Source organism: Providencia sp. NPDC089933, assembly GCF_049545585.1.
Classification (GTDB): domain Bacteria; phylum Pseudomonadota; class Gammaproteobacteria; order Enterobacterales; family Enterobacteriaceae; genus Providencia; species Providencia huashanensis.
In genome coordinates, this window is the sequence record NZ_JBMWDT010000006.1 from 48,134 (window position 1) to 70,421 (window position 22,288).

General features: G+C 40.3%; 24 protein-coding genes. 15 read left to right on the forward strand and 9 right to left on the reverse strand.

The features are described 5' to 3' along the window. Position 1: 1 nt before the first annotated feature. Genes lptC through kdsD form a run of 3 tightly spaced genes read right to left on the reverse strand, consistent with a single transcriptional unit; the run spans position 2 to position 2,137 of the window. Positions 2–577, reverse strand: a complete 576-nt coding sequence (lptC, locus tag ACPEH5_RS10210; protein ID WP_042846223.1) for an LPS export ABC transporter periplasmic protein LptC — start codon at positions 575–577, stop codon at positions 2–4. A 16-nt stretch (positions 578–593) separates the two neighbouring features. Further along, positions 594–1,154 (reverse strand): 3-deoxy-manno-octulosonate-8-phosphatase KdsC, encoded by a 561-nt coding sequence (kdsC, locus tag ACPEH5_RS10215; RefSeq protein ID WP_281110764.1) that lies wholly within the window; start codon positions 1,152–1,154, stop codon positions 594–596. Positions 1,155–1,168: 14 nt separating this feature from the next. Further along, positions 1,169–2,137, reverse strand: coding sequence for an arabinose-5-phosphate isomerase KdsD (gene kdsD, locus ACPEH5_RS10220; protein WP_042846220.1), 969 nt, complete (start codon positions 2,135–2,137; stop codon positions 1,169–1,171). Between the two features lie 477 nt (positions 2,138–2,614). Between kdsD and mlaF the strand changes: the two genes are divergently transcribed. The 7 genes from mlaF to murA all read left to right on the forward strand — a co-directional run bounded on the left by mlaF (position 2,615) and on the right by murA (position 7,452). Further along, positions 2,615–3,418, forward strand: a complete 804-nt coding sequence (mlaF, locus tag ACPEH5_RS10225) for a phospholipid ABC transporter ATP-binding protein MlaF (RefSeq protein WP_042846218.1) — start codon at positions 2,615–2,617, stop codon at positions 3,416–3,418. 6 nt (positions 3,419–3,424) lie between these two features. Continuing rightward, a complete protein-coding gene (gene mlaE, locus ACPEH5_RS10230; protein ID WP_042846216.1) occupies positions 3,425–4,207 on the forward strand; it encodes a lipid asymmetry maintenance ABC transporter permease subunit MlaE in 783 nt (260 codons plus the stop codon). Positions 4,208–4,210: 3 nt separating this feature from the next. Beyond that, complete coding sequence (gene mlaD, locus ACPEH5_RS10235; RefSeq protein WP_042846214.1) at positions 4,211–4,708, forward strand: outer membrane lipid asymmetry maintenance protein MlaD; 498 nt, start codon at positions 4,211–4,213, stop codon at positions 4,706–4,708. 34 nt (positions 4,709–4,742) lie between these two features. Beyond that, positions 4,743–5,372 (forward strand): phospholipid-binding protein MlaC, encoded by a 630-nt coding sequence (gene mlaC / locus ACPEH5_RS10240; RefSeq protein ID WP_042846213.1) that lies wholly within the window; start codon positions 4,743–4,745, stop codon positions 5,370–5,372. Between the two features lies 1 nt (position 5,373). After that, on the forward strand, positions 5,374–5,664 hold the full coding sequence (mlaB, locus tag ACPEH5_RS10245; RefSeq protein ID WP_042846211.1) for a lipid asymmetry maintenance protein MlaB: 291 nt from the start codon (positions 5,374–5,376) through the stop codon (positions 5,662–5,664). A gap of 218 nt (positions 5,665–5,882) precedes the next feature. Then, the gene (gene ibaG, locus ACPEH5_RS10250) at positions 5,883–6,137 is read left to right on the forward strand and encodes a BolA family iron metabolism protein IbaG (RefSeq protein ID WP_042846210.1); all 255 of its coding nucleotides are present in this window, start codon (positions 5,883–5,885) and stop codon (positions 6,135–6,137) included. A gap of 52 nt (positions 6,138–6,189) precedes the next feature. Continuing rightward, the gene (gene murA / locus ACPEH5_RS10255) at positions 6,190–7,452 is read left to right on the forward strand and encodes a UDP-N-acetylglucosamine 1-carboxyvinyltransferase (RefSeq protein WP_281110765.1); all 1,263 of its coding nucleotides are present in this window, start codon (positions 6,190–6,192) and stop codon (positions 7,450–7,452) included. Positions 7,453–7,560: 108 nt separating this feature from the next. Here murA and degS read toward each other — a convergent pair whose 3' ends face one another. From degS to zapG, 3 genes are all read right to left on the reverse strand, one after another. Further along, entirely contained in the window at positions 7,561–8,625 is a 1,065-nt protein-coding gene (gene degS / locus ACPEH5_RS10260) for an outer membrane-stress sensor serine endopeptidase DegS (RefSeq protein WP_042846208.1), read from the reverse strand. A 116-nt stretch (positions 8,626–8,741) separates the two neighbouring features. Next, positions 8,742–10,136 carry a Do family serine endopeptidase gene (locus tag ACPEH5_RS10265; protein ID WP_042846207.1) on the reverse strand — a complete coding sequence of 465 codons (1,395 nt, stop codon included), beginning with the start codon at positions 10,134–10,136 and terminating at the stop codon, positions 8,742–8,744. 373 nt (positions 10,137–10,509) lie between these two features. After that, positions 10,510–10,914, reverse strand: a complete 405-nt coding sequence (zapG, locus tag ACPEH5_RS10270) for a Z-ring associated protein ZapG (protein WP_042846206.1) — start codon at positions 10,912–10,914, stop codon at positions 10,510–10,512. A gap of 341 nt (positions 10,915–11,255) precedes the next feature. Between zapG and zapE the strand changes: the two genes are divergently transcribed. The 5 genes from zapE to sspB all read left to right on the forward strand — a co-directional run bounded on the left by zapE (position 11,256) and on the right by sspB (position 15,230). After that, positions 11,256–12,386, forward strand: a complete 1,131-nt coding sequence (gene zapE / locus ACPEH5_RS10275; RefSeq protein ID WP_131680149.1) for a cell division protein ZapE — start codon at positions 11,256–11,258, stop codon at positions 12,384–12,386. 321 nt (positions 12,387–12,707) lie between these two features. Continuing rightward, entirely contained in the window at positions 12,708–13,136 is a 429-nt protein-coding gene (rplM, locus tag ACPEH5_RS10280) for a 50S ribosomal protein L13 (RefSeq protein ID WP_004258237.1), read from the forward strand. A gap of 14 nt (positions 13,137–13,150) precedes the next feature. Then, complete coding sequence (gene rpsI, locus ACPEH5_RS10285) at positions 13,151–13,543, forward strand: 30S ribosomal protein S9 (protein ID WP_004258235.1); 393 nt, start codon at positions 13,151–13,153, stop codon at positions 13,541–13,543. Between the two features lie 536 nt (positions 13,544–14,079). Then, positions 14,080–14,733 carry a stringent starvation protein SspA gene (sspA, locus tag ACPEH5_RS10290; RefSeq protein WP_042846204.1) on the forward strand — a complete coding sequence of 218 codons (654 nt, stop codon included), beginning with the start codon at positions 14,080–14,082 and terminating at the stop codon, positions 14,731–14,733. Between the two features lie 5 nt (positions 14,734–14,738). Next, complete coding sequence (gene sspB, locus ACPEH5_RS10295) at positions 14,739–15,230, forward strand: ClpXP protease specificity-enhancing factor (RefSeq protein WP_042846406.1); 492 nt, start codon at positions 14,739–14,741, stop codon at positions 15,228–15,230. A 99-nt stretch (positions 15,231–15,329) separates the two neighbouring features. On the opposite strand, the gene ACPEH5_RS10300 is transcribed toward sspB, so the two are convergent. After that, complete coding sequence (locus ACPEH5_RS10300) at positions 15,330–16,736, reverse strand: FAD-dependent oxidoreductase (protein WP_206226749.1); 1,407 nt, start codon at positions 16,734–16,736, stop codon at positions 15,330–15,332. 300 nt (positions 16,737–17,036) lie between these two features. On the opposite strand from ACPEH5_RS10300, the gene arcB reads away from it, so the two are divergent. The 3 genes from arcB (at position 17,037) to mtgA (ending at position 20,996) form a co-directional block, all read left to right on the forward strand. Beyond that, complete coding sequence (gene arcB, locus ACPEH5_RS10305) at positions 17,037–19,382, forward strand: aerobic respiration two-component sensor histidine kinase ArcB (RefSeq protein ID WP_042846202.1); 2,346 nt, start codon at positions 17,037–17,039, stop codon at positions 19,380–19,382. 232 nt (positions 19,383–19,614) lie between these two features. Further along, positions 19,615–20,265: an isoprenoid biosynthesis glyoxalase ElbB gene (elbB, locus tag ACPEH5_RS10310; RefSeq protein WP_048606189.1), complete on the forward strand. Its 651-nt coding sequence runs from the start codon at positions 19,615–19,617 to the stop codon at positions 20,263–20,265. An 8-nt stretch (positions 20,266–20,273) separates the two neighbouring features. After that, on the forward strand, positions 20,274–20,996 hold the full coding sequence (mtgA, locus tag ACPEH5_RS10315; protein ID WP_071548612.1) for a monofunctional biosynthetic peptidoglycan transglycosylase: 723 nt from the start codon (positions 20,274–20,276) through the stop codon (positions 20,994–20,996). Positions 20,997–21,059: 63 nt separating this feature from the next. On the opposite strand, the gene dolP is transcribed toward mtgA, so the two are convergent. Then, positions 21,060–21,635, reverse strand: coding sequence for a division/outer membrane stress-associated lipid-binding lipoprotein (dolP, locus tag ACPEH5_RS10320; RefSeq protein WP_042846198.1), 576 nt, complete (start codon positions 21,633–21,635; stop codon positions 21,060–21,062). A gap of 9 nt (positions 21,636–21,644) precedes the next feature. Next, positions 21,645–22,235 (reverse strand): DnaA initiator-associating protein DiaA, encoded by a 591-nt coding sequence (diaA, locus tag ACPEH5_RS10325; RefSeq protein ID WP_004908326.1) that lies wholly within the window; start codon positions 22,233–22,235, stop codon positions 21,645–21,647. Positions 22,236–22,288 lie beyond the last annotated feature (53 nt).

Below are 22,288 nucleotides of genomic sequence, written 5' to 3' on the forward strand. Positions count from 1 at the left end.
TTTAATGCTCTTCTGGTTGTAACACATAATGAGTTTTTACATCTTCGATTAATTCAGCCGTTCTTGTACGGAGGTTCCCCTTCATTTTCAAGCCCGTTGAATTTAGACCGTGTCCAATAATGGTCACTTTATCGTCAGATGAAACGTCTTGTGTTGTCAAATTGACAACTGCACTTTCAGTTGTAATTCGTTGGATCTGTGACTCTTTAGTTAAGCTATCGACCTGAACATCACTATATAGATAGAGAATTCTATCGTTTGTTAATCTGGCTTTGAAGGCTTTGACCGTCCATGTAGGCTGACCTGCCTCGTTATAAGTGGTTAAAACAGGTTTTGAAAACCAAGTGATTTTCCCTTCAGTGTAGTTATCTATTTTATCTGATACGAGCTTATAAGCTAAATTTCCCGCTGGATTATAGACAAAAGTCACCGAATCATCAGTTTGATAATTAGGTTGCCCATCATTAATTACTTTATCCTCTGGGTTAATAGCATCATTACCGGCTAAGTTCCAGCCAATAAGCCCTAATGCAATCAAGGATAAAATAATGATTAACCACTTCTTCGCATTGCTCATGAATTTAATCTATTCGTTATATTGATAAACCTTTCACTTCTTCCAATTTACCTTGAGAAAGAAGAATAAGGTCACAAAGTTCGCGGACTGCACCTTTGCCACCACCAAGTCGGGTGATGTAATCAGCTTTTGGCAGTAACAACGGATGTGCATCCGCTACGGCGACAGATAAGCCTACTTTTGCCATAACTGGCCAGTCGATCAGATCGTCCCCAATATAAGCTATTTGTTCATCTGATAGTTGTAGTGTATCTAACAGTTGCTGATACGCCAAAAGCTTATCGCTTTGCCCTTGGTAAAGATATGTAATGCCTAGTGTTTGTGCTCTATCTTCAAGGAGTTTGGCTTTTCTACCTGTGATAATGGCAACTTCAATATTTGATGTTAATAGGCAGCGGATACCATAGCCATCACGAACATTAAAAGCTTTAAGCTCTTCGCCATTATTTCCCATATAAATCAAACCATCAGACATTACACCATCCACATCGCAGATCAGTAATTTCACTTTTGCTGCTTTTGTGAGTATGGCGTTGGCAACAGGGCCATAGCAGGTTTCTATATTTCCCGAACTCATTGTATTTCCTTATGTTATACAACACCCGCTTGAAGCAAATCATGCATATGTAGCACACCCACTAATTGATTACCATCGGCAACTAATAAAGATGTAACATGTTTAGATTGCATTAAATTAAGGGCTTCAACAGCCAACAGATTTGGAGAAACGCGGATACCTCCAGGGGTCATCAAGTCGGCAATTTTAGCATTATTTAAGTCAATACCCATATCAAATATACGGCGTAAATCCCCATCAGTGAAAATGCCTTCAATATTCATGTTGTCATCACAAATAACGGTCATTCCAAGTTTTTTGCGTGTAATTTCGACTAAAGCCTCACGCAAAGACGCGCTTTTAGGAATATGGGGGATATCATCACCCGTATTCATTAAATCACGAACTAAGAGTAAAAGTTTGCGCCCTAGTGCGCCGCCTGGGTGAGAAAGTGCAAAGTCATTAGCTGTAAAACCTCGAGCGGTTAACAGGGCTATCGCGAGTGCATCACCCATGACCAGTGTTGCAGTCGTACTCGTGGTTGGTGCAAGTCCTAGAGGGCACGCTTCTTGTGGCACTTTTATACACAAATGGACATCAGCATATTTCCCCATATTACTATCAGGGTTGTTGGTCATACAGATTAAGGGAACCTTAATTCTTTTTAAAACAGGAAGTAAAGCTAAAATCTCCCCTGATTCACCGGAGTTGGAAATAGCTAACACGACATCTTTATGGGTAATCATCCCGAGGTCACCATGGCTGGCCTCTCCGGGGTGAACAAAAAACGAAGGTGTCCCTGTACTTGCGAGTGTAGCGGCAATTTTACGGCCAATATGCCCCGATTTTCCCATCCCCATAACGACGACTTTCCCTTCACAGCCAAAAATAAGCTGGCAAGCGCGGTCAAAGTCTGTATTGATGTATTGCTCAAGGTTTTTTATACCTTCGTGTTCGATATGGAGAACTTCTTTACCTACTTTCTGAAAATCGAAGTTTGACATTTCTAGTTCCATGCGTAGCTTTTAAGTTAATCGGATAAGCGGAATTAAATTGTATAACGAATACTTAGTATCAGTAAGTATTTTGTCTGTTAAGCTATCTTTAAGGATAGTTTTGCGTCTAATTGTTATTTCATTGCGAGACGATGTTTAATTGGTATGTAAAGTGAGATCCCATAGCATCTTGGACCAAAAAAACATGGGTAAATTCGCGTATTCTTAAGTACAATAAATTACGGAATTCTAAGAGCTGTCTGCTGTTTTTACTGATAATTTTTACTGATTATAAGTAAATACTATTGTTTATAGCCTGTTTCATTTATATAAATATACAGTTGTAACACTAAAAGTCACATTTTCGACGCTATAATACTATAAATTCTATTTGGTTGTGATATTTGACGATTTTCAGTTTATCTTTCGGTAACATCTGAACGGATAAAAAATATTCAAGCACGATGTATAACGAGTTATTTAACAATGCAAGCACAGACAGACAACTTAATTGAAGTTCGGAACATGTCCTTTACTCGAGGAAGTCGGAAAATATTTGAAAATATTAACCTAACAGTTCCTCGTGGGAAAATTACGGCGATTATGGGGCCATCAGGGATCGGTAAAACCACACTGCTGCGCTTGATTGGTGGTCAATTAAGACCAAATGAAGGTGAAATTTGGTTTGATGGTGACAACATTCCTAGTTTGTCACGTTCAAAGCTGTACCAATCACGTAAAAAAATGAGCATGTTATTCCAGTCAGGTGCTTTATTTACGGATATGGACGTATTTAATAACGTCGCTTTTCCACTGCGTGAACATACTAATTTATCGGAATCTTTGATTCATACTACGGTAATGATGAAATTAGAAGCCGTCGGGTTACGTGGCGCAGCAAAGCTAATGCCGTCTGAGTTATCTGGTGGTATGGCGCGACGTGCGGCTTTAGCTCGGGCAATTGCTCTTGATCCTGATTTAATTATGTTTGATGAACCTTTTGTGGGGCAAGACCCGATAACAATGGGGGTTTTAGTCAAACTGATCGATGAGCTTAATCAAGCACTTGGGGTAACATGTGTCGTTGTATCCCATGATGTTCCAGAAGTGTTGAGCATCGCTGATAAAGCATATATTGTTGCGCAGCAGCATGTTATTGCACATGGCTCAGGGGATGAATTACGTGAAAATCGAGATCCCCGTGTGCGGCAATTCCTTGATGGTATTGCCGATGGTCCGGTACCATTCCGTTTTCCCGCCAATGATTATCTGGCTGATTTATTAGGGTAAAATAAGATGATAATAAAGGCGATCGCAGCCTTCGGACGCCGATGGATTGATATTTTTTCTGCGTTTGGTCGAGCTGGTTATATGCTGTTTCGCGCTTTACTTGGCAAACCAGAGTTTCGTAAACAGTGGCCATTATTGATGAAACAATTGTATGCCATTGGCGTACAGTCTTTACTGATAGTTGCTGTTTCAGGTTTGTTTATTGGAATGGTTCTTGGGTTACAAGGTTACCTTGTCCTGACAACATTTAGTGCAGAGGCAAGCTTAGGGATGATGGTGGCGCTTTCCCTATTACGTGAACTTGGTCCTGTTGTGACAGCTCTATTATTTGCTGGGCGGGCAGGGTCAGCATTAACGGCCGAAATTGGTCTAATGAAAGCAACTGAACAAATCTCTAGCCTTGAAATGATGGCAGTTGACCCTTTAAGGCGAGTCATTGCTCCGCGTTTTTGGGCTGGCTTTATTAGTATGCCATTGTTATCACTGATTTTTGTTGCTGTCGGTATCTTAGGCGGCGCATTGGTTGGGGTTGATTGGAAGGGTATCGATGAAGGTTTTTTCTGGGCGTCAATGCAATCCTCAATTGATTGGCGGCTAGATTTGGTTAACTGTGTGATTAAAAGCTTAGTTTTTGCTTTAACAGTAACTTGGATAGCGCTATTTAATGGCTATGATGCAATCCCCACTTCTGAAGGGATAAGTCAAGCAACAACACGAACCGTTGTGCATGCATCATTGTCTGTTTTAGGACTGGATTTCGTACTTACCGCACTGATGTTTGGGAACTAAGTCATGCAAAGTAAAAAAAGTGAAATATGGGTGGGTTGTTTTATGTTGCTGGCGATAGCCGCAATCATTTTTTTGTGTTTAAAAGTTGCTGATTTGAAGTCGATTGGGAGCCAATCTACCTACCAAATCTCTGCCTCTTTTGAAAACATTGGAGGTTTAAAAGAAGGCTCACCAATTAAAGTCGGTGGGGTGGTTATTGGTCGAGTTGCCAGTATCACTTTAGACAAAAAAAACTATATTCCCGAAGTTAAAATTGATTTATTGAGCGAGTACGACAATATTCCTGACTCTAGCTCACTTTCAATTCGTACTTCTGGGTTACTAGGGGAGCAATATATCGCAATGAATATTGGCCCAGATGATGAAGAGTTAGGTATTGCAATATTGAAAAATGGCGGGCGTCTAGAAGACACTAAGCCTGCCATGGTGCTAGAGGATCTCATCGGACAGTTCTTGTATAAGAGTGGTGATAGTCAAGGTACAGAGCCTGCGACAGAGTAATTTGAAGCTCTCTTTGAATAGTAAGGAATTAATTATGTTTAAACGTTTAATGATGGTTGCCATGCTTGTTATTGCTCCATTTGCTATGGCGGTAGACCAAACCAACCCTTATAAATTAATGGATGAAGCGGCAGCGAAAACTTTTAATCGATTAAAAGCAGAACAGCCGAAAATTAAGCAAGATCCTGAGTATTTAAGAACGATTGTTCGTGAAGAGCTTTTGCCTTATGTTCAAATTAAATATGCGGGCGCTTTAGTGTTAGGCACCTACTATAAAGGTGCAACCCCAGCGCAGCGTGAAGCTTACTTCAAAGCATTCGAAGCTTATCTAGAACAGGTTTATGGCCAGGCATTAGCGATGTATCATGGGCAAACTTATCAGATTGCACCAGAGCAACCTATCGGGGATAAAAACATTGTTGCTATCCGTGTAACAATCGTTGACACCAATGGTCGCCCACCTGTACGTCTAGATTTCCAATGGCGTAAAAATAGTAAAACAGGTTACTGGCAAGCGTACGACATGATTGCAGAAGGCGTGAGCATGATCACCACCAAACAAAATGAATGGGGTGATATTTTACGTAAGCAAGGCGTTGATGGCCTAACAAAACAGTTAGAAGCTAGCGCAAAAGCCCCGATTACTTTAGAAGAGAAAAAGTAATATGAGCCACCCGTTAGCATGGGAACAAACAGAAATGACATTGCATCTAACGGGGACGTTAGACCGCGATTCTTTAATGGTGTTTTGGGATAAAAAGACGGTATTACTAGAAAGCATAGGTAATATCAATGTATCCGGTTTAACACATGTTGACTCTGCAGGTCTTGCGATGCTAGTTCGTTTAAAAGGCGAGTTCCAAGCTAAGAACCGCTCGCTGAGTATTACTGGTATTAGTGAGAACTTGAAAACATTGATTGAACTATATGGGGTTCAAACGGTGATTGCGAGTTAGGTTAAATGTCCTAAACTAAGTCAAGTTATGTAAAAATAAGCGCCTCTATGTGCTTTTCAGCTCGAGAGGCGTTTTCTTTGGTTTAAGTGTTAAGCTTAATCCTTTAGGATAGGGTCTTGCCTTGACTGCTCCGATTACGATGTTTTGATATAGGCAACGAAACATGGTGAGTTAGGGTAATATTATAAATCACAAATAATTAATAAAATTGAGTCATTATGGATACCAACGAAATTAAGCAAGTATTGATGGATAAGCTGTCTCTGGATGAGGCTATTGTTACTGGTGATGGCAGCCACTTTCAGGTTATTGCCGTCGGTGACATGTTTGACGGCATGAGCCGTGTTAAGCAACAGCAAGCAATTTATGCGCCTTTGATGGAGTATATTGCGGATAACCGCATTCATGCTTTATCAATTAAAGCGTACACCCCTGCGCAATGGGAGCGCGATCGTAAACTTAGTGGTCTTTGATTTCAAAGCCTAAGCGAACAGCCTGTAAAATTCGACATACGAGAACACTTGAATGGATAAGTTTTTAGTTAAAGGGCCAACCCGGTTAGAGGGTGAGGTGACTATATCTGGCGCAAAAAATGCGGCATTACCAATCTTGTTCGCTGCTTTATTGGCTGAAGAGCCAGTAGAAATTCAGAATGTCCCTCATTTAAGGGACATTGATACCACCATTAAATTACTGAATCAGCTTGGTACGAAAGTTAAGCGTAATGGTTCTGTGTATGTCGATGCCAGCACTGTGACAACTTATTGTGCACCTTATGATTTGGTTAAAACGATGCGTGCTTCTATTTGGGCATTGGCACCATTAGTCGCGCGTTTTGGTCATGGTGAAGTTTCTTTACCAGGTGGTTGTGCTATCGGTGCGCGCCCTGTTGATTTACATATCTCTGGTTTAGAACAATTAGGCGCAAATATTGTTCTAGAAGATGGTTATGTAAAAGCAACAGTAGACGGCCGTTTGAAAGGCGCATGCATTGTGATGGACAAAGTCAGTGTGGGTGCGACTGTTTCTATTATGACAGCAGCAACGTTGGCTGAAGGTACGACAACGATTGAAAATGCGGCTCGTGAGCCAGAAATTGAAGATACTGCTAATTTTCTTAATACCCTTGGTGCCAAAATTACAGGTGCAGGTACTGACCGTATTGTGATTGAGGGGGTTAAGCGCTTAGGTGGCGGTGTCTACCAAGTTCTACCTGATCGTATCGAAACAGGGACATTTTTAATCGCCGCCGCAGTTTCTCGTGGGAAAGTGATTTGTCGTAATGCACGCCCAGATACACTTGATGCTGTATTAGCTAAATTACGTGAAGCTGGTGCGAAAATCGAATTAGGGGATGACTGGATTAGCTTAGATATGGAAGGTAAACGCCCGAAAGCAGTTACTTTACGTACAGCACCACACCCAGGTTTCCCAACGGATATGCAGGCACAATTTAGTTTGCTCAACCTTGTTGCTGATGGTGTAGGGATGATCACCGAAACGATTTTTGAAAACCGTTTCATGCATATTCCAGAGTTGATCCGAATGGGCGCTCATGCTGAAATTGAAAGTAATACTGTGTTGTGTCATGGCGTTGAAAAACTGACCAGCGCCCAAGTGATGGCAACAGATTTACGCGCTTCAGCAAGTTTAGTTATTGCGGGTTGTATAGCCGAGGGGACTACGACGGTTGACCGTATCTACCATATTGACCGCGGCTATGAGCACATTGAAGATAAATTACGTGGTTTAGGTGCTGATATTCAGCGAGTACATTCTGACGATTAGTCATATTGTTAGCACAGGTCGGTAGTAAACCTATTGACTTAGTTAAACCCAAAAAAAGGTTGTTCTTCGAATGGAACAACCTTTTTTATTACAAAGAGAATGAATAAATTAACCCGCTTGGCCTTCAGGGATTTCCTCAATAATAACATCAATATTTTTGACTTCGCCATCCCGTAATATTTGTACTGCGGCTTTACTTCCGGGGCGAATTTCAGCCACTAAATCCATGGTTTCTGCCGCAGAAATGGCAGGCTTACCATCAACGGATAAAACAATATCACCTTGCAAAATCCCCGCTTTGGCGGCAGGCCCATTCGGAGCCACTTGGAAAACACGTAAACCTTGTATTTGATTGATATTATTATTGTTTGACCTAATTTGTGGTAGTTCGCGGGCGGTGATCCCAATGTAACCACGGATCACCCGACCATCACGGATTAGTTTATCCATGATTTTAGTCGCTAGTGCCGTTGGAATAGCAAAACTTAGCCCTTCAGAGCTAATACCTTGGCCTGCGGTAAATGAAAGCGTGTTAATACCAACTAATTCCCCTTCAGTATTGATTAATGCACCACCTGAGTTACCTGAATTAATTGAAGCATCAGTTTGTAGGAAGTTTTGTCGGCGTGTTGAGCTTAGCCCTACACGGCCAGTTGCGCTAATAATACCTTGGGTGACGGTTTGACCAATATTATAGGGGTTACCAATAGCAAGAACGACGTCACCAACATGGGTAACACGCTTGGTGTTAATGGGGATTACAGGCAGGTTGTCTGCGTCTATCTTAAGCACAGCGAGGTCAGTTAATGAATCCGAACCGACTAACAAGGCATCAAAGATAGCGCCATCTTGTAAGGCTACAAGGATTTGGTCTGGGTTATCAACAACATGTTTATTCGTAATGATATAGCCATTTGGGCTCATGATTACGCCAGAACCGAGAGATTTTAGTTCACGACCAGATTGGGAAAAACTGCCCTTGGAACTACTATACACATACACTACAGCTGGAGCCGCACGGCGCACAGCTTTATTATAACTGACGGGTTCGCTATTTGTTTTACCATACAGTAAGTCAGCTAAGCCTTGAGGACGCAACGAAGGAACCGCAACGATAATAATCAATGCAGTTAACAGGCCAAGCATGACGGATAAAGTTAGCTTCTTAACCATAAAATATCGAACATTCAGTTATTTTTTCAACGTACCCTTGAGCATAACATAAAAAAACAGGCACAGCAGAGTGATACTGTACCTGTTTTATTGATTTTAAGATGGAGTTTAATAAATTAATTTTTCATTAATAGATACAAGGTTTCCCCATCACGCAATACTTTCATTGCTAGCACTGGTGGCTTACCGTCAATAATTTTACGGAATTGGTCAATGGTCTCCACACGTGAGTCATTGACACCAAAGATTAAGTCACCTTTCATTAGGCCAATTGCAGCCGCAGGTGATTTTGGAGCCACGCTATCTACTTGGACACCTTTGGTATTACTGATAATTGCATTAGAAATAGTTGCACCTAATAAGGATTCACTTAGTTTTTCTGCTTTAGTTGCCGTACCTTCATCGTTCTCTAATACCACTTTGACATCAATTGGTTTACCAGAGCGGATTAAGCCAATGGTAATTTCTTTACCTATTTGGCTAGTACCAATTTTAGCTCTCAACTCAGCGAAACTGTTAATACGTTTACCATCAACTGAGACTAAGACGTCACCAGATTTAATACCCGCTTTAGCAGCAGATGATTTAGGAATAACTTCACTTACAAAGGCACCGCGTTGTGCATCAATGTTAAATGCTTTTGCGATATCGGAGTTCATCTCCGTACCTTTAATTCCTAAAATACCGCGTTTAACTTCCCCATGTTTAATCAGTTGTTCACTTAGGTTTTTAGCCATATTACTTGGGATAGCAAAACCGATACCGATATTACCGCCACCAGGGGCTAATATTGCAGTATTAATACCGATTAGCTCACCATTTAGGTTAACTAATGCACCACCTGAGTTACCACGGTTAATTGAGGCATCTGTTTGGATAAAGTTTTCCAAACCTTCAAGATTTAATCCACTACGACCTAATGCTGAGATAATCCCTGAAGTTGCCGTTTGGCCTAACCCAAATGGGTTACCAACTGCGACAGCAAAATCACCAACACGTAGTTTATCTGAATCTGCAATGCTAACAGCCGTTAAGTTTTTAATATCTTTGTTATTCGTGATTTTCAGTAATGCGATATCTGTTTGTGGGTCTTTACCAATCAATTTTACCGCGATTTCACGGCCATCATTTAATTGGATTTGAATTTTGTCCGCACCATCAATTACATGGTTATTAGTTAAAATATACCCTTGTTCTGCATCAATAATTACACCGGAACCAAGCCCTTCAAATGGGCGTACGCTTTGTTGTTGTGATGGAACATTTGGGCCAAAAAAGAATTTTAGCTCTTCAGGGATTTGTTGATTTTGTACACGAGTCCCTGATACATGAATATTGACCACTGCGGGTAATACTTTTTCAAGCATTGGGGCTAGGCTTGGTAAATTTTGACTTTGTGCTGTTACGGGTAATGAAGCGGGTAATGCTGCACTGCTAACGGCAGGAATAGCGGCTAATGATAACCCTAGGCTCATTGCTACAGCGGTAAGAAAAAAGTTTTTTCTTTTCATAATTTAGTCGATTCTCTCAAAAATAATTATCAATTCACTGTGGATACATTTTTGGGAGTAACACAATGAGTTGAGATATTGGTTGGTATCAGATTCAATTTTACTGAAGACTATGACTATAGATTATGCGCAAAAGTTCCCTTTACGGGTAGCGAATATCCATTCTTTTACATCTATTTACATGCAACTTAAGTGAAACTTTAACTTCTATACAGTTGCTAAATAAATCATTAAGTTACATTTAGATGGAAATTTTGTTCAGATTTATTAAATGAGTATTTAAAAGCAGAAGATACAGGTGGAATAATAAAATTCAGTGAATGTTATAAGAAATCACCAGTAAGTGGCACTTACTGGTGATAAACGAAGAAAATTACTTTTCTTTCTCTTCAAGAGGGCGGAACAAGCCTGATGCGCCATCAGAGTAATCTCTTGGTGGCATTTTAACTGGTGCTTGGTCGTTATCTGCCTCAGATTCCGTTAAGCGATAGTTAAATGGGTTATCTTGTGCAGGCATATCAGGCATCAATTCAGACGAACTTTGTGCCATGTGTTGATACAGTTGACGGTAGTCACGCGCCATTTTATCCAATAGTTCTGCGCTGCGAGCAAAATGGCTAACAAGCTCTTTACGGTACTCTTCAAGTTCAGTGCTTTTTTTGTCTAACTCAGCTTGCGCTGTTTTTTGTTGGCGAAGTTTTGGGTTACCATAACGGACAACTAGTGCGCCGATGATAAAACCAACAATTAATCCTATTAATGCATACTCCCAGGTCATGCTGACTCCTTCATTACTTCAATGTTCACAGATTCAATGTTCGCAGAAATTAAGTGTCGTTACCGTTACTATACCTTAAATAATTCAAGTTGCATGTAAGCGTCAAGTAAAGCATTTCAACATATTGTAATTTGACAATTAAGTGATGAGAAAACCCACAAAACTTGAACTAGCTAAACTAAAGTTATTCAGAACTTAAAGGTAGAATCTTAAGTTGAATTTCCTTACTCTATATCGATTCGTTAACCGAAAGTTAAATGATAACTGAATCTGGTTATAATAAAGGCAGTGTATATCAAATAACGGTAAAAAAACCGAAATTTTTAAGGATTATTCAGTTAATGTCACCAATGAGCCCTACAATGCGTTATCAACAAGCGTTAGCTGATGGGAATTATCAGCCTGATGACGTACAAAAGCTTGCTGTCGAACGCCTAGATAAAATTTATCAGAACCTCGTTAATGCACCTTCAATTGTTCCTAGTGAAAAACCTTCTGGTTTAAAGCAACGTTTTAGCCGCTTATTAGGCAAAGCTCCGACTACATCGATAGTGCCTGTACAAGGGTTATATATGTGGGGGGGAGTGGGCCGTGGAAAAACATGGCTAATGGATATGTTTTACGAAAGTTTACCAGGAACACGTAAACTTCGTTTGCATTTTCATCGTTTTATGAAAAAAGTACAAGAAGATTTAATGGCGTTACAGGGGCAAGAAAACCCGTTAGATATTATTGCCGATGAGTTTAAAAAACACACTGACGTGTTGTGCTTTGATGAGTTTTTTGTCTCTGATATTACTGATGCAATGATTTTAGGTACTTTACTTGAGGGGTTATTTGCTCGGGGTATAACGTTAGTGGCTACCTCGAATATTATTCCTGATGATTTGTATCGTAATGGTTTGCAGCGTGCTCGTTTTTTACCTGCGATCGAGCAAATTAAAAAGTATTGCGATGTAATGAACGTCGATGCAGGGATTGACTATCGCTTACGGACTCTAACTCAAGCTCACCTATTCTTGTCGCCAATTAATAGTGAAAATCGTCAACATTTGGATGACATTTTTGTTAAATTGGCCGGGAAGCAAGGTGAACAATCACCGGTGTTAGAAGTTAATCACCGCAAAATGCAGGCGATCCGTACCGCGGAAGGGGTTTTAGCAATAGAGTTTAAGGTGCTTTGCGAAGAGCCTCGTAGCCAAAACGACTATATCTATTTATCGAACTGTTACCATACTATCTTGTTATATAATGTACCCGCCATGGGTACGAACGATGAAAACTCCGCTCGCAGGTTTTTGGCCTTAATTGATGAGTTTTATGAGCGTAAAGTTAAATTAATTATTAATGCAGCAGTACCGATGGAATCGCTTTATCAAGGGCAATTACTGGCGTTTGAATACCAACGTTGTTTGTCCCGTTTACAAGAAATGCAAAGTGAAGAATACCTTAAAATCCCACATTTGGCTTAAGTGGACAAACCCTTAAGTCGATAAACCATTGGTATTTTATCGAGCAAACGCCTTGGAATGCACAATTTAAGTACAAATTAGGGTGTTTATTCGAATAAACGTAAAAAAAATGCATTTGGGGTCGATTTTTGTTGCTGACTTCTCTATAATCTTGCGACCCCACGTTACAGCATTGTTTTTTATTTCCCAAAAAATAATGCATTAATGCCAGTTAGGCTGCTCGAAGGGGTAGGTTTACTGGACAAAGAGTCGTGTGAACCTCAGAAAGCTTATGAACATGAGTGTTCACCAACGTGTAACTTCAATATTGGGTAAGTTTTAATGAAAACTTTTACAGCTAAACCAGAGACCGTAAAACGCGACTGGTATGTTGTTGATGCAGATGGCAAAACTTTAGGCCGTCTTGCAACTGAAATTGCTAGCCGTTTACGCGGTAAGCATAAAGCGGAATACACTCCGCACGTGGATACTGGTGATTACATCATCGTTCTGAATGCAGAGAAAATTGCTGTTACCGGCAATAAACGCGAAGACAAAATCTACTATCGCCACACTGGCCATGTAGGTGGAATCAAGCAAGCAACTTTCGAAGAAATGATTGCTCGCAGTCCTGAGCGTGTGCTTGAAATCGCGGTTAAAGGCATGTTGCCAAAAGGACCTCTGGGTCGTGCAATGTACCGTAAACTGAAAGTTTACGCAGGTAATGAGCACAACCACGCGGCTCAACAACCGCAAGTTCTTGACATTTAATCGGGATTATAGCAATGGCTGAAAATCAATACTACGGCACTGGTCGCCGCAAAAGCTCATCTGCTCGTGTCTTTATTAAGCCGGGTAGCGGTAACATCACAATCAATCAACGTACACTGGAACAATACTTTGGTCGCGAAACTGCGCGCATGGTTGTTCGTCAGCCGTTAGAGCTGGTTGAAATGTTAGAAAAACTGGATCTGTACATCACTGTTAAAGGTGGTGGTATTTCAGGTCAAGCAGGCGCAATCCGTCACGGTATTACACGTGCACTGATGGCTTACGACGAGACTCTTCGTTCTGATCTGCGTAAAGCTGGTTTTGTTACCCGTGATGCGCGTTCTGTTGAACGTAAAAAAGTGGGTCTGCGCAAAGCACGTCGTCGTCCGCAGTTCTCCAAACGTTAATTTATTGCCCTTTGGGCATGAAATTAATGAAAAAACCCGCCTTTATGGCGGGTTTTTTATTGTCTGTTGTTTTTGATTAATTAATATTGGTAATACTTGATTAAATATAGCGATTAAAAAGAAATTGATATAATTTGTAGAAAAAAGAATTATTTAGTTTAGAATTTAAAATTATTATTAGTTGGGTGTTATTTAGTTCATTTATTTATTATTAAATAACCAAAGTATGGACTCAACTCCAAGGATTTAAATCCATATATAAGTATATTTTTAGTTAATAAAACTATTTTTTTTGTGATTTAACCTGTCATTGAAATATACTTATGATTTTTTCGATGCTTCCCCCCTAAGCTGTACAAAATCTGTTAGAATATGTGCCTGTTTTTTATTTCGGATTTCTCGCCTTTATTGTGCGGGAGGGTTGTGTTGGCTTTCAGTATGGATAAATGAAAGACGGACACTGGGGATTTTAAAATGGGTAATCGGTAATTAAATACTTAATTACATTTCGTCCATTTTGTATTTTGGAGGTTTTAATGGCTGTCGCTCCTAATAAACGTTCGGTAATGACATTGTTCTCTAGCCCAACTGACATTTTTAGCCATCAGGTACGTATTGTTCTGGCTGAAAAAGGAGTTAGTGTTCAAATTGAATATGTTGAACCTGGTCAGCAACATAAAGATTTGATTGACCTCAACCCATACCATAGCGTTCCAACGTTGGTTGATCGTGATCTAACGCTTTATGACCCACATATTATCATGGAATACCTTGATGAGCGTTTTCCTCATCCACCATTAATGCCTGTTTATCCTGTTGCACGTGGTACAAGCCGTCAATTAATGTATCGCATTAAAAATGACTGGTATTCATTGATGGACAAAATTGAGAAAGGCACGGCACAAGAAGCTGCAAATGCTCGCCGTCAATTATCTGAAGAGCTGATCGCAGTTTCTCCTGTTTTTGCTGAAATGGACTTCTTCATGAGCGAAGAATTTAGCATCGTCGATTGCTATTTGGCTCCATTGCTGTGGCGCTTACCTGTACTCGGTATTGAAATTAACCCATCAATCAGCAAATACTTACATTTTTATATGGATCGCGTTTTTGACCGTGACGGATTCAGCGCGTCATTGACGGATGCTGAAAAAGAAATGCGCGAGTCTAGACAGCCTATTAGAAGAGGCTAAAAATGATGGAAATGACACCAATGTCACCACGTCGTCCTTATTTGTTACGTGCCCACTACGAGTGGTTACTTGATAACGATATGACTCCGCATTTGGTGGTTGATGTCACCGTTCCCGATGTAAACGTTCCTATGGAGTTTGCTCGGGATGGGCAAATTGTTTTGAATGTAGCGCCTCGAGCCGTCGGTAATTTCGAAATCACCAACGAAGAAGTGCGTTTCAATGCCCGTTTTGGTGGTGTGCCGCGTCAAGTGTATGTTCCAATGTCAGCAATTATGGCGGTATATGCACGTGAAAATGGGGCTGGTATGATGTTTGAACCTGAGACTGCTTATGATGCAGAGTTATCCTCAGGGGTCGAAGATATTGAAGAACCAGAAGATAATATTACTTTAGTTCATGAAGCTGACCTTCCTGATGAAAGTTCGCAAGAACCATCAGGTGATGAGCCACCTAGGCCTCCGAAAGGTAGACCTGCACTAAGAGTTGTCAAATAACAGGCTTATCAGTTTTCATTACTTTAGAAATCAAGTAATAACGATCAACAGAGGGGATAATCCCTCTGTTTTTCTTTTTTTTAAAGTATTATTCGGTAATTAAACACCGAGAAAAAGCAAAATTCCTTCAGCTGCTCCGCGGCCATCAGCAATCGCAGTGACTACAAGGTCAGAACCCCTAATGGCATCTCCCCCTGCAAATATCTTTTGATTGGATGTTTGGTATGGAAAACCCGTATGATGACTAGCTAAGATATGACCGTGCTGATTATGCTTAACATCTTGCTCTGCTAACCAAGATTGAGTATATGGGTGAAAACCAAAAGCAACAATAACCACATCAGCTTCGATAAAAGTATTTGAATTTTCAATGAGTTCTACTTGATAACGCCCATCTTTGAGTTCACCTTTTTGGGTTCGAGAAGCATAAATGCCAGTAATCTGACCATTTTCATTGGTGGCTACTTTGGTCGCTTGGGTATTAAAATAAAATTGAACACCTTCGTCTAATGCATTCGTTATTTCTTTTTGCGACCCGGGCATGCTTGCTTTATCTCTACGATAGACACAATTAACCTGTGCAGCGCCTTGACGAATAGCACTCCGAGTGCAATCCATCGCGGTATCCCCCCCACCTAAAACAACCACGCGTTTTTTATGTAAATCAATGTAGGGTTGGTCTGTAGATGCAGGTAGTGTCATTAAATGACGGGTATTCGCGATTAAATAGGGCAGAGCCTCATACACGCCTTGAATTGATTCAGTTGAGAGGTTCCCTTTAATTGACTGATAGGCACCTGTAGCAATAAAAATAGCGTCATAGGTGCTAAGAAGCGCATCTAACGAGAGGTCAACACCTATTTCAGTATTAAGCTGAAACTGTACCCCCATTTCTGCCAAAATTTCATGTCGCTGCATCATAACGTGTTTTTCTAACTTAAATGCTGGGATACCAAATGTCAGTAGTCCCCCAATCTCGGGATGTTTATCAAAAACGATAGCCTCGACACCATTACGAACAAGAACATCGGCACAAGCTAGCCCAGCGGGGCCAGCCCCAATAATAGCAACACGCTTATTGACTGGAGAAACATGAGAAAGGTCGGGGCGCCAGCCTAATGCAAAGGCAGTATCATTAATATAGCGTTCAATGTGGCCAATAGTCACTGCACCATGGTCGTCATGTAGTACACAAGCGACTTCGCATAACTTATCTTGGGGGCAAACACGGCCACATATTTCGGGTAAACTATTGGTGTGATGGGACAATTCAGCGGCTTCAATGATACGCCCTTCAGCTGCAAGTTTAAGCCAACTAGAGATTGGGTTATGTAAAGGGCACTTCCATTCACAAAAAGGGCTACCACAAGACAGACAACGACTTGATTGTTGTTGAATATCAGAAACGTTATCAGGTTCATAAATTTCAACAAACTCTATTTTACGGGTTGCCAGTGCTTTTTTGTGTGGCTCGCGGCGTTGTAGGTTGAAACTGTTAGAATTCATGGTGTTCCTTAATGAACTTTGTCTGATTTCACTTGGTAAAACTTGGCGTTTTCTTTTAAGTTTATCGCCCATATTTAAAGATAAACAGCATTAATATTTTGTTTTTCAATTGATTGTGATTAAGATTTACTCAGAATGAGTTTTTACCCGAGTAGAAGCAAAGAAAATTCCTGATTGTTATTTATCATTAATAATAAAAAATGGCTATTGAATGAGCAGGATCGACATTTTGTATTAATAAACATCCGAAACTGTCCTGTTTGATATATGATTCAAAGAGAATTTAACTAAGGGGTGGTTATGAAAGTACTTCGCGGCCTTGCGCAATACTATGTCGATTTGATGATGAAACTAGGGCTGGTGCGGTTTTCACTATTACTAGCATCCGCGCTGGTTGTTCTTGCCATGATAATGCAGATGGCCGTGACAATCTTTTTGCGAGGGCATGTTGATAGCCTCGATATGGTCGGGTCGATTTTCTTTGGCTTAATCATTACCCCTTTAGCGGTTTATTTTCTTTCGGTTGTTGTTGAGCAGTTAGAAGAGTCGCGGCAACGTTTGTCGCGCATGGTCGATAAACTTGAAGTCATGCGTAAGCGCGATGCGGAATTAAACATTCAATTACATGGCAATATTGAGCAACTAAATCTTGAAATACAAGAGCGCGAAAAAGCTGAAAGAGCGCACTTGGAACTGCTTGAACAACTCAAACAAGAAATGAAATATCGAGAGCAAACACAGGTTGAACTTGAACAACAATCGGTGTTGCTGCGCTCATTCCTTGATGCATCACCGGATTTAGTTTATTACCGCAACGAAAATAACGAGTTTTCAGGTTGTAACAGAGCAATGGAACTGTTGACTGGTAAAAGTGAAAAACACTTAGTTGGGTTAACACCTCTAGATATTTATGATGTCGAAATTGCGTCTAAAGTAATGGAGACCGATGAAAAAGTTTTCCGCCATAATGTTTCCCTCACTTATGAACAGTGGCTGGTTTACCCTGATGGCAGAAAAGCCTGTTTTGAGTTACGAAAAGTCCCATTTTATGACCGAGTAGGTAAACGACATGGCCTTATGGGCTTTGGTCGCGATATAACAGAGCGTAAACGCTACCAGGAGGCGTTAGAGAACGCGAGCAGGGAAAAGACTACCTTTATCTCAACGATAAGCCACGAGCTTCGTACGCCGCTTAATGGCATCGTTGGTCTTAGTCGTATTTTACTCGATACGAATTTAACTTCAGAACAATCTAGCTATTTAAAAACGATTCATGTCAGTGCAGTGACATTAGGGAATATTTTTAATGATGTCATTGAGATGGATAAAATTGAGCGTCGTAAAGTCCAACTAGATAACCAACCCGTCGCATTACCTGAGTTTGTGAATGATTTAGAGAATCTAAGTGGGTTATTAGTTCAGCCCAAAGGGCTTAAATTTGTTATGGATGTGGCACCTACTTTGCCAAAAACGGTGTTAACTGATGGGACGCGTTTACGGCAGGTATTATGGAATTTAATTGGGAATGCGGTTAAGTTCACGCAACAAGGTGAGGTCAAAGTAAGTATTTGGCAAGAGCCTGAAAACAAAATCTTTTTTAGGGTAAAAGACAGTGGTATTGGCATACCTCAGGATGAGTTAGATAAAATCTTTGCGATGTACTATCAAGTAACAGATTCTGCTGGTGGTAAACCTGCAACAGGGACGGGGATTGGTCTTTCTGTATCACGTCGGTTAGCACAAAATATGGGGGGCGACATACAGGTTGAGAGTGAAATAGGCCAAGGTTCTACTTTTACTTTATCAATTACAGCGCCTGTGGTTGAAGAAGAAGTCGCTGAACATCAAGACAGTGATGATGATTACCCACTACCAGCCTTGCATATTTTATTAGTGGAAGACATTGAACTCAATGTTGTTGTTGCGTGTTCTGTATTAGAAAACCTTGGCAATACAGTTGATGTAGCGATGAATGGTAAAGATGCATTAGCAATGTTTGCTCCCGGTGAATATGATTTAGTGTTATTAGACATTCAATTACCAGATATGACAGGTTTAGATATTTCTAGGCAGCTTAAACAACAGTATGACAAAGAAGATTTACCGCCATTAATAGCCTTAACGGCAAATGTCCTTAAGGATAAAAAAGAATATTTTGATGCGGGAATGGATGGCGTATTGAGTAAACCGTTGTCGGTTCCTGCTTTAACTCAAGTTATAGAACAATTTTGGGGGGAGCATACTTCCCAAAATGAGGAAGTTGAAAACCGCGATGTCACATCACAAGTTGATGAGTCTATATTAGATTGTGACATGTTAGAGCAATACATTGAATTAGTCGGCCCCAAACTGATTTATGATGGGTTAGATGTTTTTGAAAAAATGTTGCCGGGTTATTTAGCTATTCTTGATTCGAATATGGTGGCTAAGGACCAAAAAGGTATTGTTGAAGAGGCCCATAAAATTAAAGGTGCCGCTGGCTCTGTTGGTTTAAAGAATTTACAGAAAATCGCACAGCAAATTCAATCTCCTGATTTACCAGCATGGTGGGATAATGTTCAGGAATGGGTTGATGAATTAAAACAAGACTGGAAAGCAGATATAGAAACTTTAAGAAACTGGGTTGATGAGCGTACAAAAAAATAACCCCAACCGAAGTTGGGGTGCGCGAATACTGCGCCAACACCAGGGAAATCGTTGATCTGCATGTATTTTTTGTTCTTGGCAAATCATTAAATTAGGTATATCACCGTAAAGGGCAACATCAAGATACCAAAATTTAGCGAATCTGTTACAAGATTCATTAAAATCTGTGATGAAGATTGATGTTTCTACCCTTTAGCGCTTGAGAGATAATTTACTACAAATGGAGGAAGATATGAAATCAATTGCGGTTATTTTAAGTGGCTGTGGTGTTTTTGATGGAAGCGAGATCCATGAGTCTGTATTAACTATGTTGGCTTTGAGTCAAAATAATGCTGAAGTTCATTTTTTCGCTCCTGATGATAATCAACCTACTGTTATTAATCATATAACTGGTGAAGAAAAATCAGAGAAACGTAACCAATTAGAAGAATCTTCTCGTATTACTCGTGGGAAAATATCGCCTTTGTCGTCAGCTGATGCATCAAAGCTAGATGCCCTCATAATTCCTGGTGGTTTTGGTGCTGCAAAAAACTTATGTAATTTCGCAGTTAAAGGAAGTGAGTGTGAAATTAATAAAGAACTATTAAGTTTAGTACGAGAAATGCATCAGCAGAAAAAGCCGCTAGGGCTGATGTGTATTGCTCCTGTCATGCTTCCTAAAATGTTAAATACATCAGTAGAACTAACTATTGGTGATGATAGTGAAACGATTGCTCAGATAGAGAGCATGGGAGGGAAGCACGTCAAATGTACTGTAGATGACATTGTAGTTGATGAGGTTAATCGAGTTGTTACAACACCTGCTTATATGCTGGCTCAATCAATTTCTGAAGCAAATATAGGTATTAACAAGCTCGTTAAGAAAGTATTGGAAATGGCGTGATTATTTAAATGCTAACTTTTGTTTCTAGATTGTGGCACTGGTTAAAGAAGATCACAATTTCATTACTTGTGGTGTGGCTTTTTTCCGTCATTCTTTTTAAATATGTACCAGTGCCATTTTCAGCAGTAATGGCAGAAAGACAAATTACCGCATGGTTAAACTTAAACTTTTCTTATGTATCTCATTCTAAATGGGTAGATGAAAATCGTATTTCTCCGTATGTTTATTTGGCTGTAATTGCCGCTGAAGATCAAAATTTCCCTCATCACTGGGGTTTTGATCTTGATGCAATTGAGAGGGCTTATCAACATAATATGATCAATAAACAGTCAGTCAGAGGGGCATCTACCATTTCTCAACAAACTGTAAAAAACGTATGGTTATGGGATGGAAGAAGCTGGATAAGAAAGGGGTTTGAAACAGCAATGACTCCAGTTATGGAGCTCTTCTGGTCTAAAAAAAGAATACTCACTGTTTATTTGAATGTTGCTGAGTTCGGAGAGGGGGTTTTTGGGGTGGAAGAGGCTGCAAATAAATTCTTTAATAAGCCTGCTAGCAAGCTTACAATGAATGAAGCTGCATTATTAGCAGCAGTTTTACCTAATCCTCATAGGTATAGCGTAAAATCACCCTCTTCTTATGTTTTAAAAAGGCAAGCGTGGATCTTGAATCAGATGCGCTTATTAGGCGGTAAGAATTTTCTGAAAATAAACCAATTGGCTTCGGAATAAGATAAAAGCCATGGTTTTTAACTCATGGCTTTTATTTTTATACCAATATATTATTGTTTATGATTAATTGAGATAAGTGAATGCTGTGGTTACTCGGCGAACACCGTCTGTTTCGCTCGCAATTTTTGCTGCTGCATCACCTTCTTGCCTTGTTAATACCCCCAATAAAAAGACTTCACCATTTTCTGTGATGACTTTTACACTGCCCGATTTAACACTGTCACTGGCAAGAATTTTGGATTTTACTTTGGTTGTTAACCAAGTGTCTTTTGAGGCTGTGCCTAAATCAACAGGTTCACCACTACGAACCTCATTATAAACAGCAGTAGTTCCTTCAACATTCGAGGCGATTTGTTTCGCACGCTCAGCCCAAGCCATGTCAGGGCTTTGCCCCGTTAATAACACATTTCCTTTATACGCAGTCGCGATAATGCGTGCTTTACCTGTTATTTCCTTATCTTTATTAAGTTGTCCACTAACACGTGCTTCTAAGGTGCCATCGTCAACTTGCTGACCAACTGTGCGAGGATCTGTAGCGCTTTTCGTTGCAACAGCAGCAGAGCCGACAACAGCAGCACCAATACAACCTTGTAAAAGAATAGTACTCATGATTATGGCAAAAACTGGTATTAATCGCATTTTGTCTCCTTAATCGTCCTGATGAGGGAAAAGGGTATTATCTATGAGGTCGCACAGACAATTTACAGTAAGTAAATGAACTTCTTGGATACGAACACTTCTTTGAGATGGGATCCTAATTTCAACATCTTGTGGGCCAAGTAACCCTGCGAGCTCTCCACCGTCATAGCCAGTGAGAGCGACAATGGTCATATCTCGCGTTACCGCCGCTTCAACAGCTTTAATTATATCACTGCTATTACCATGAGTAGATATTGCCATTAGAACATCACCATGCTGCCCCAATGCCCTAACTTGTTTAGCATAAATTTCGGACGGTTGTTTGCTGCCTGAGATAGCGGTTAATACAGCATTATCGGTATTAAGTGCCAATGCAGGCAGGCTAGGACGTTCAGTTTCGAAACGGTGGATCATACTCGCGGCGAAACGTTGTGCTGTGGCAGCAGAAGCACCATTACCACAACATAAAATTTTGTTACCATTTAGCAATGATTGAACCATCATCATTGCAGCTCTGGATATAGCATCCGGCAGCGCTTCAGCAGCTGCTATTTGAGTTTGAATACTTTCAGTGAAACAAACTTTTATACGGTCTAGCACTGGTTTTTTCCTATCAAAATTTACCCGTCATACTTCGTGCTGTAGCGGTGTTG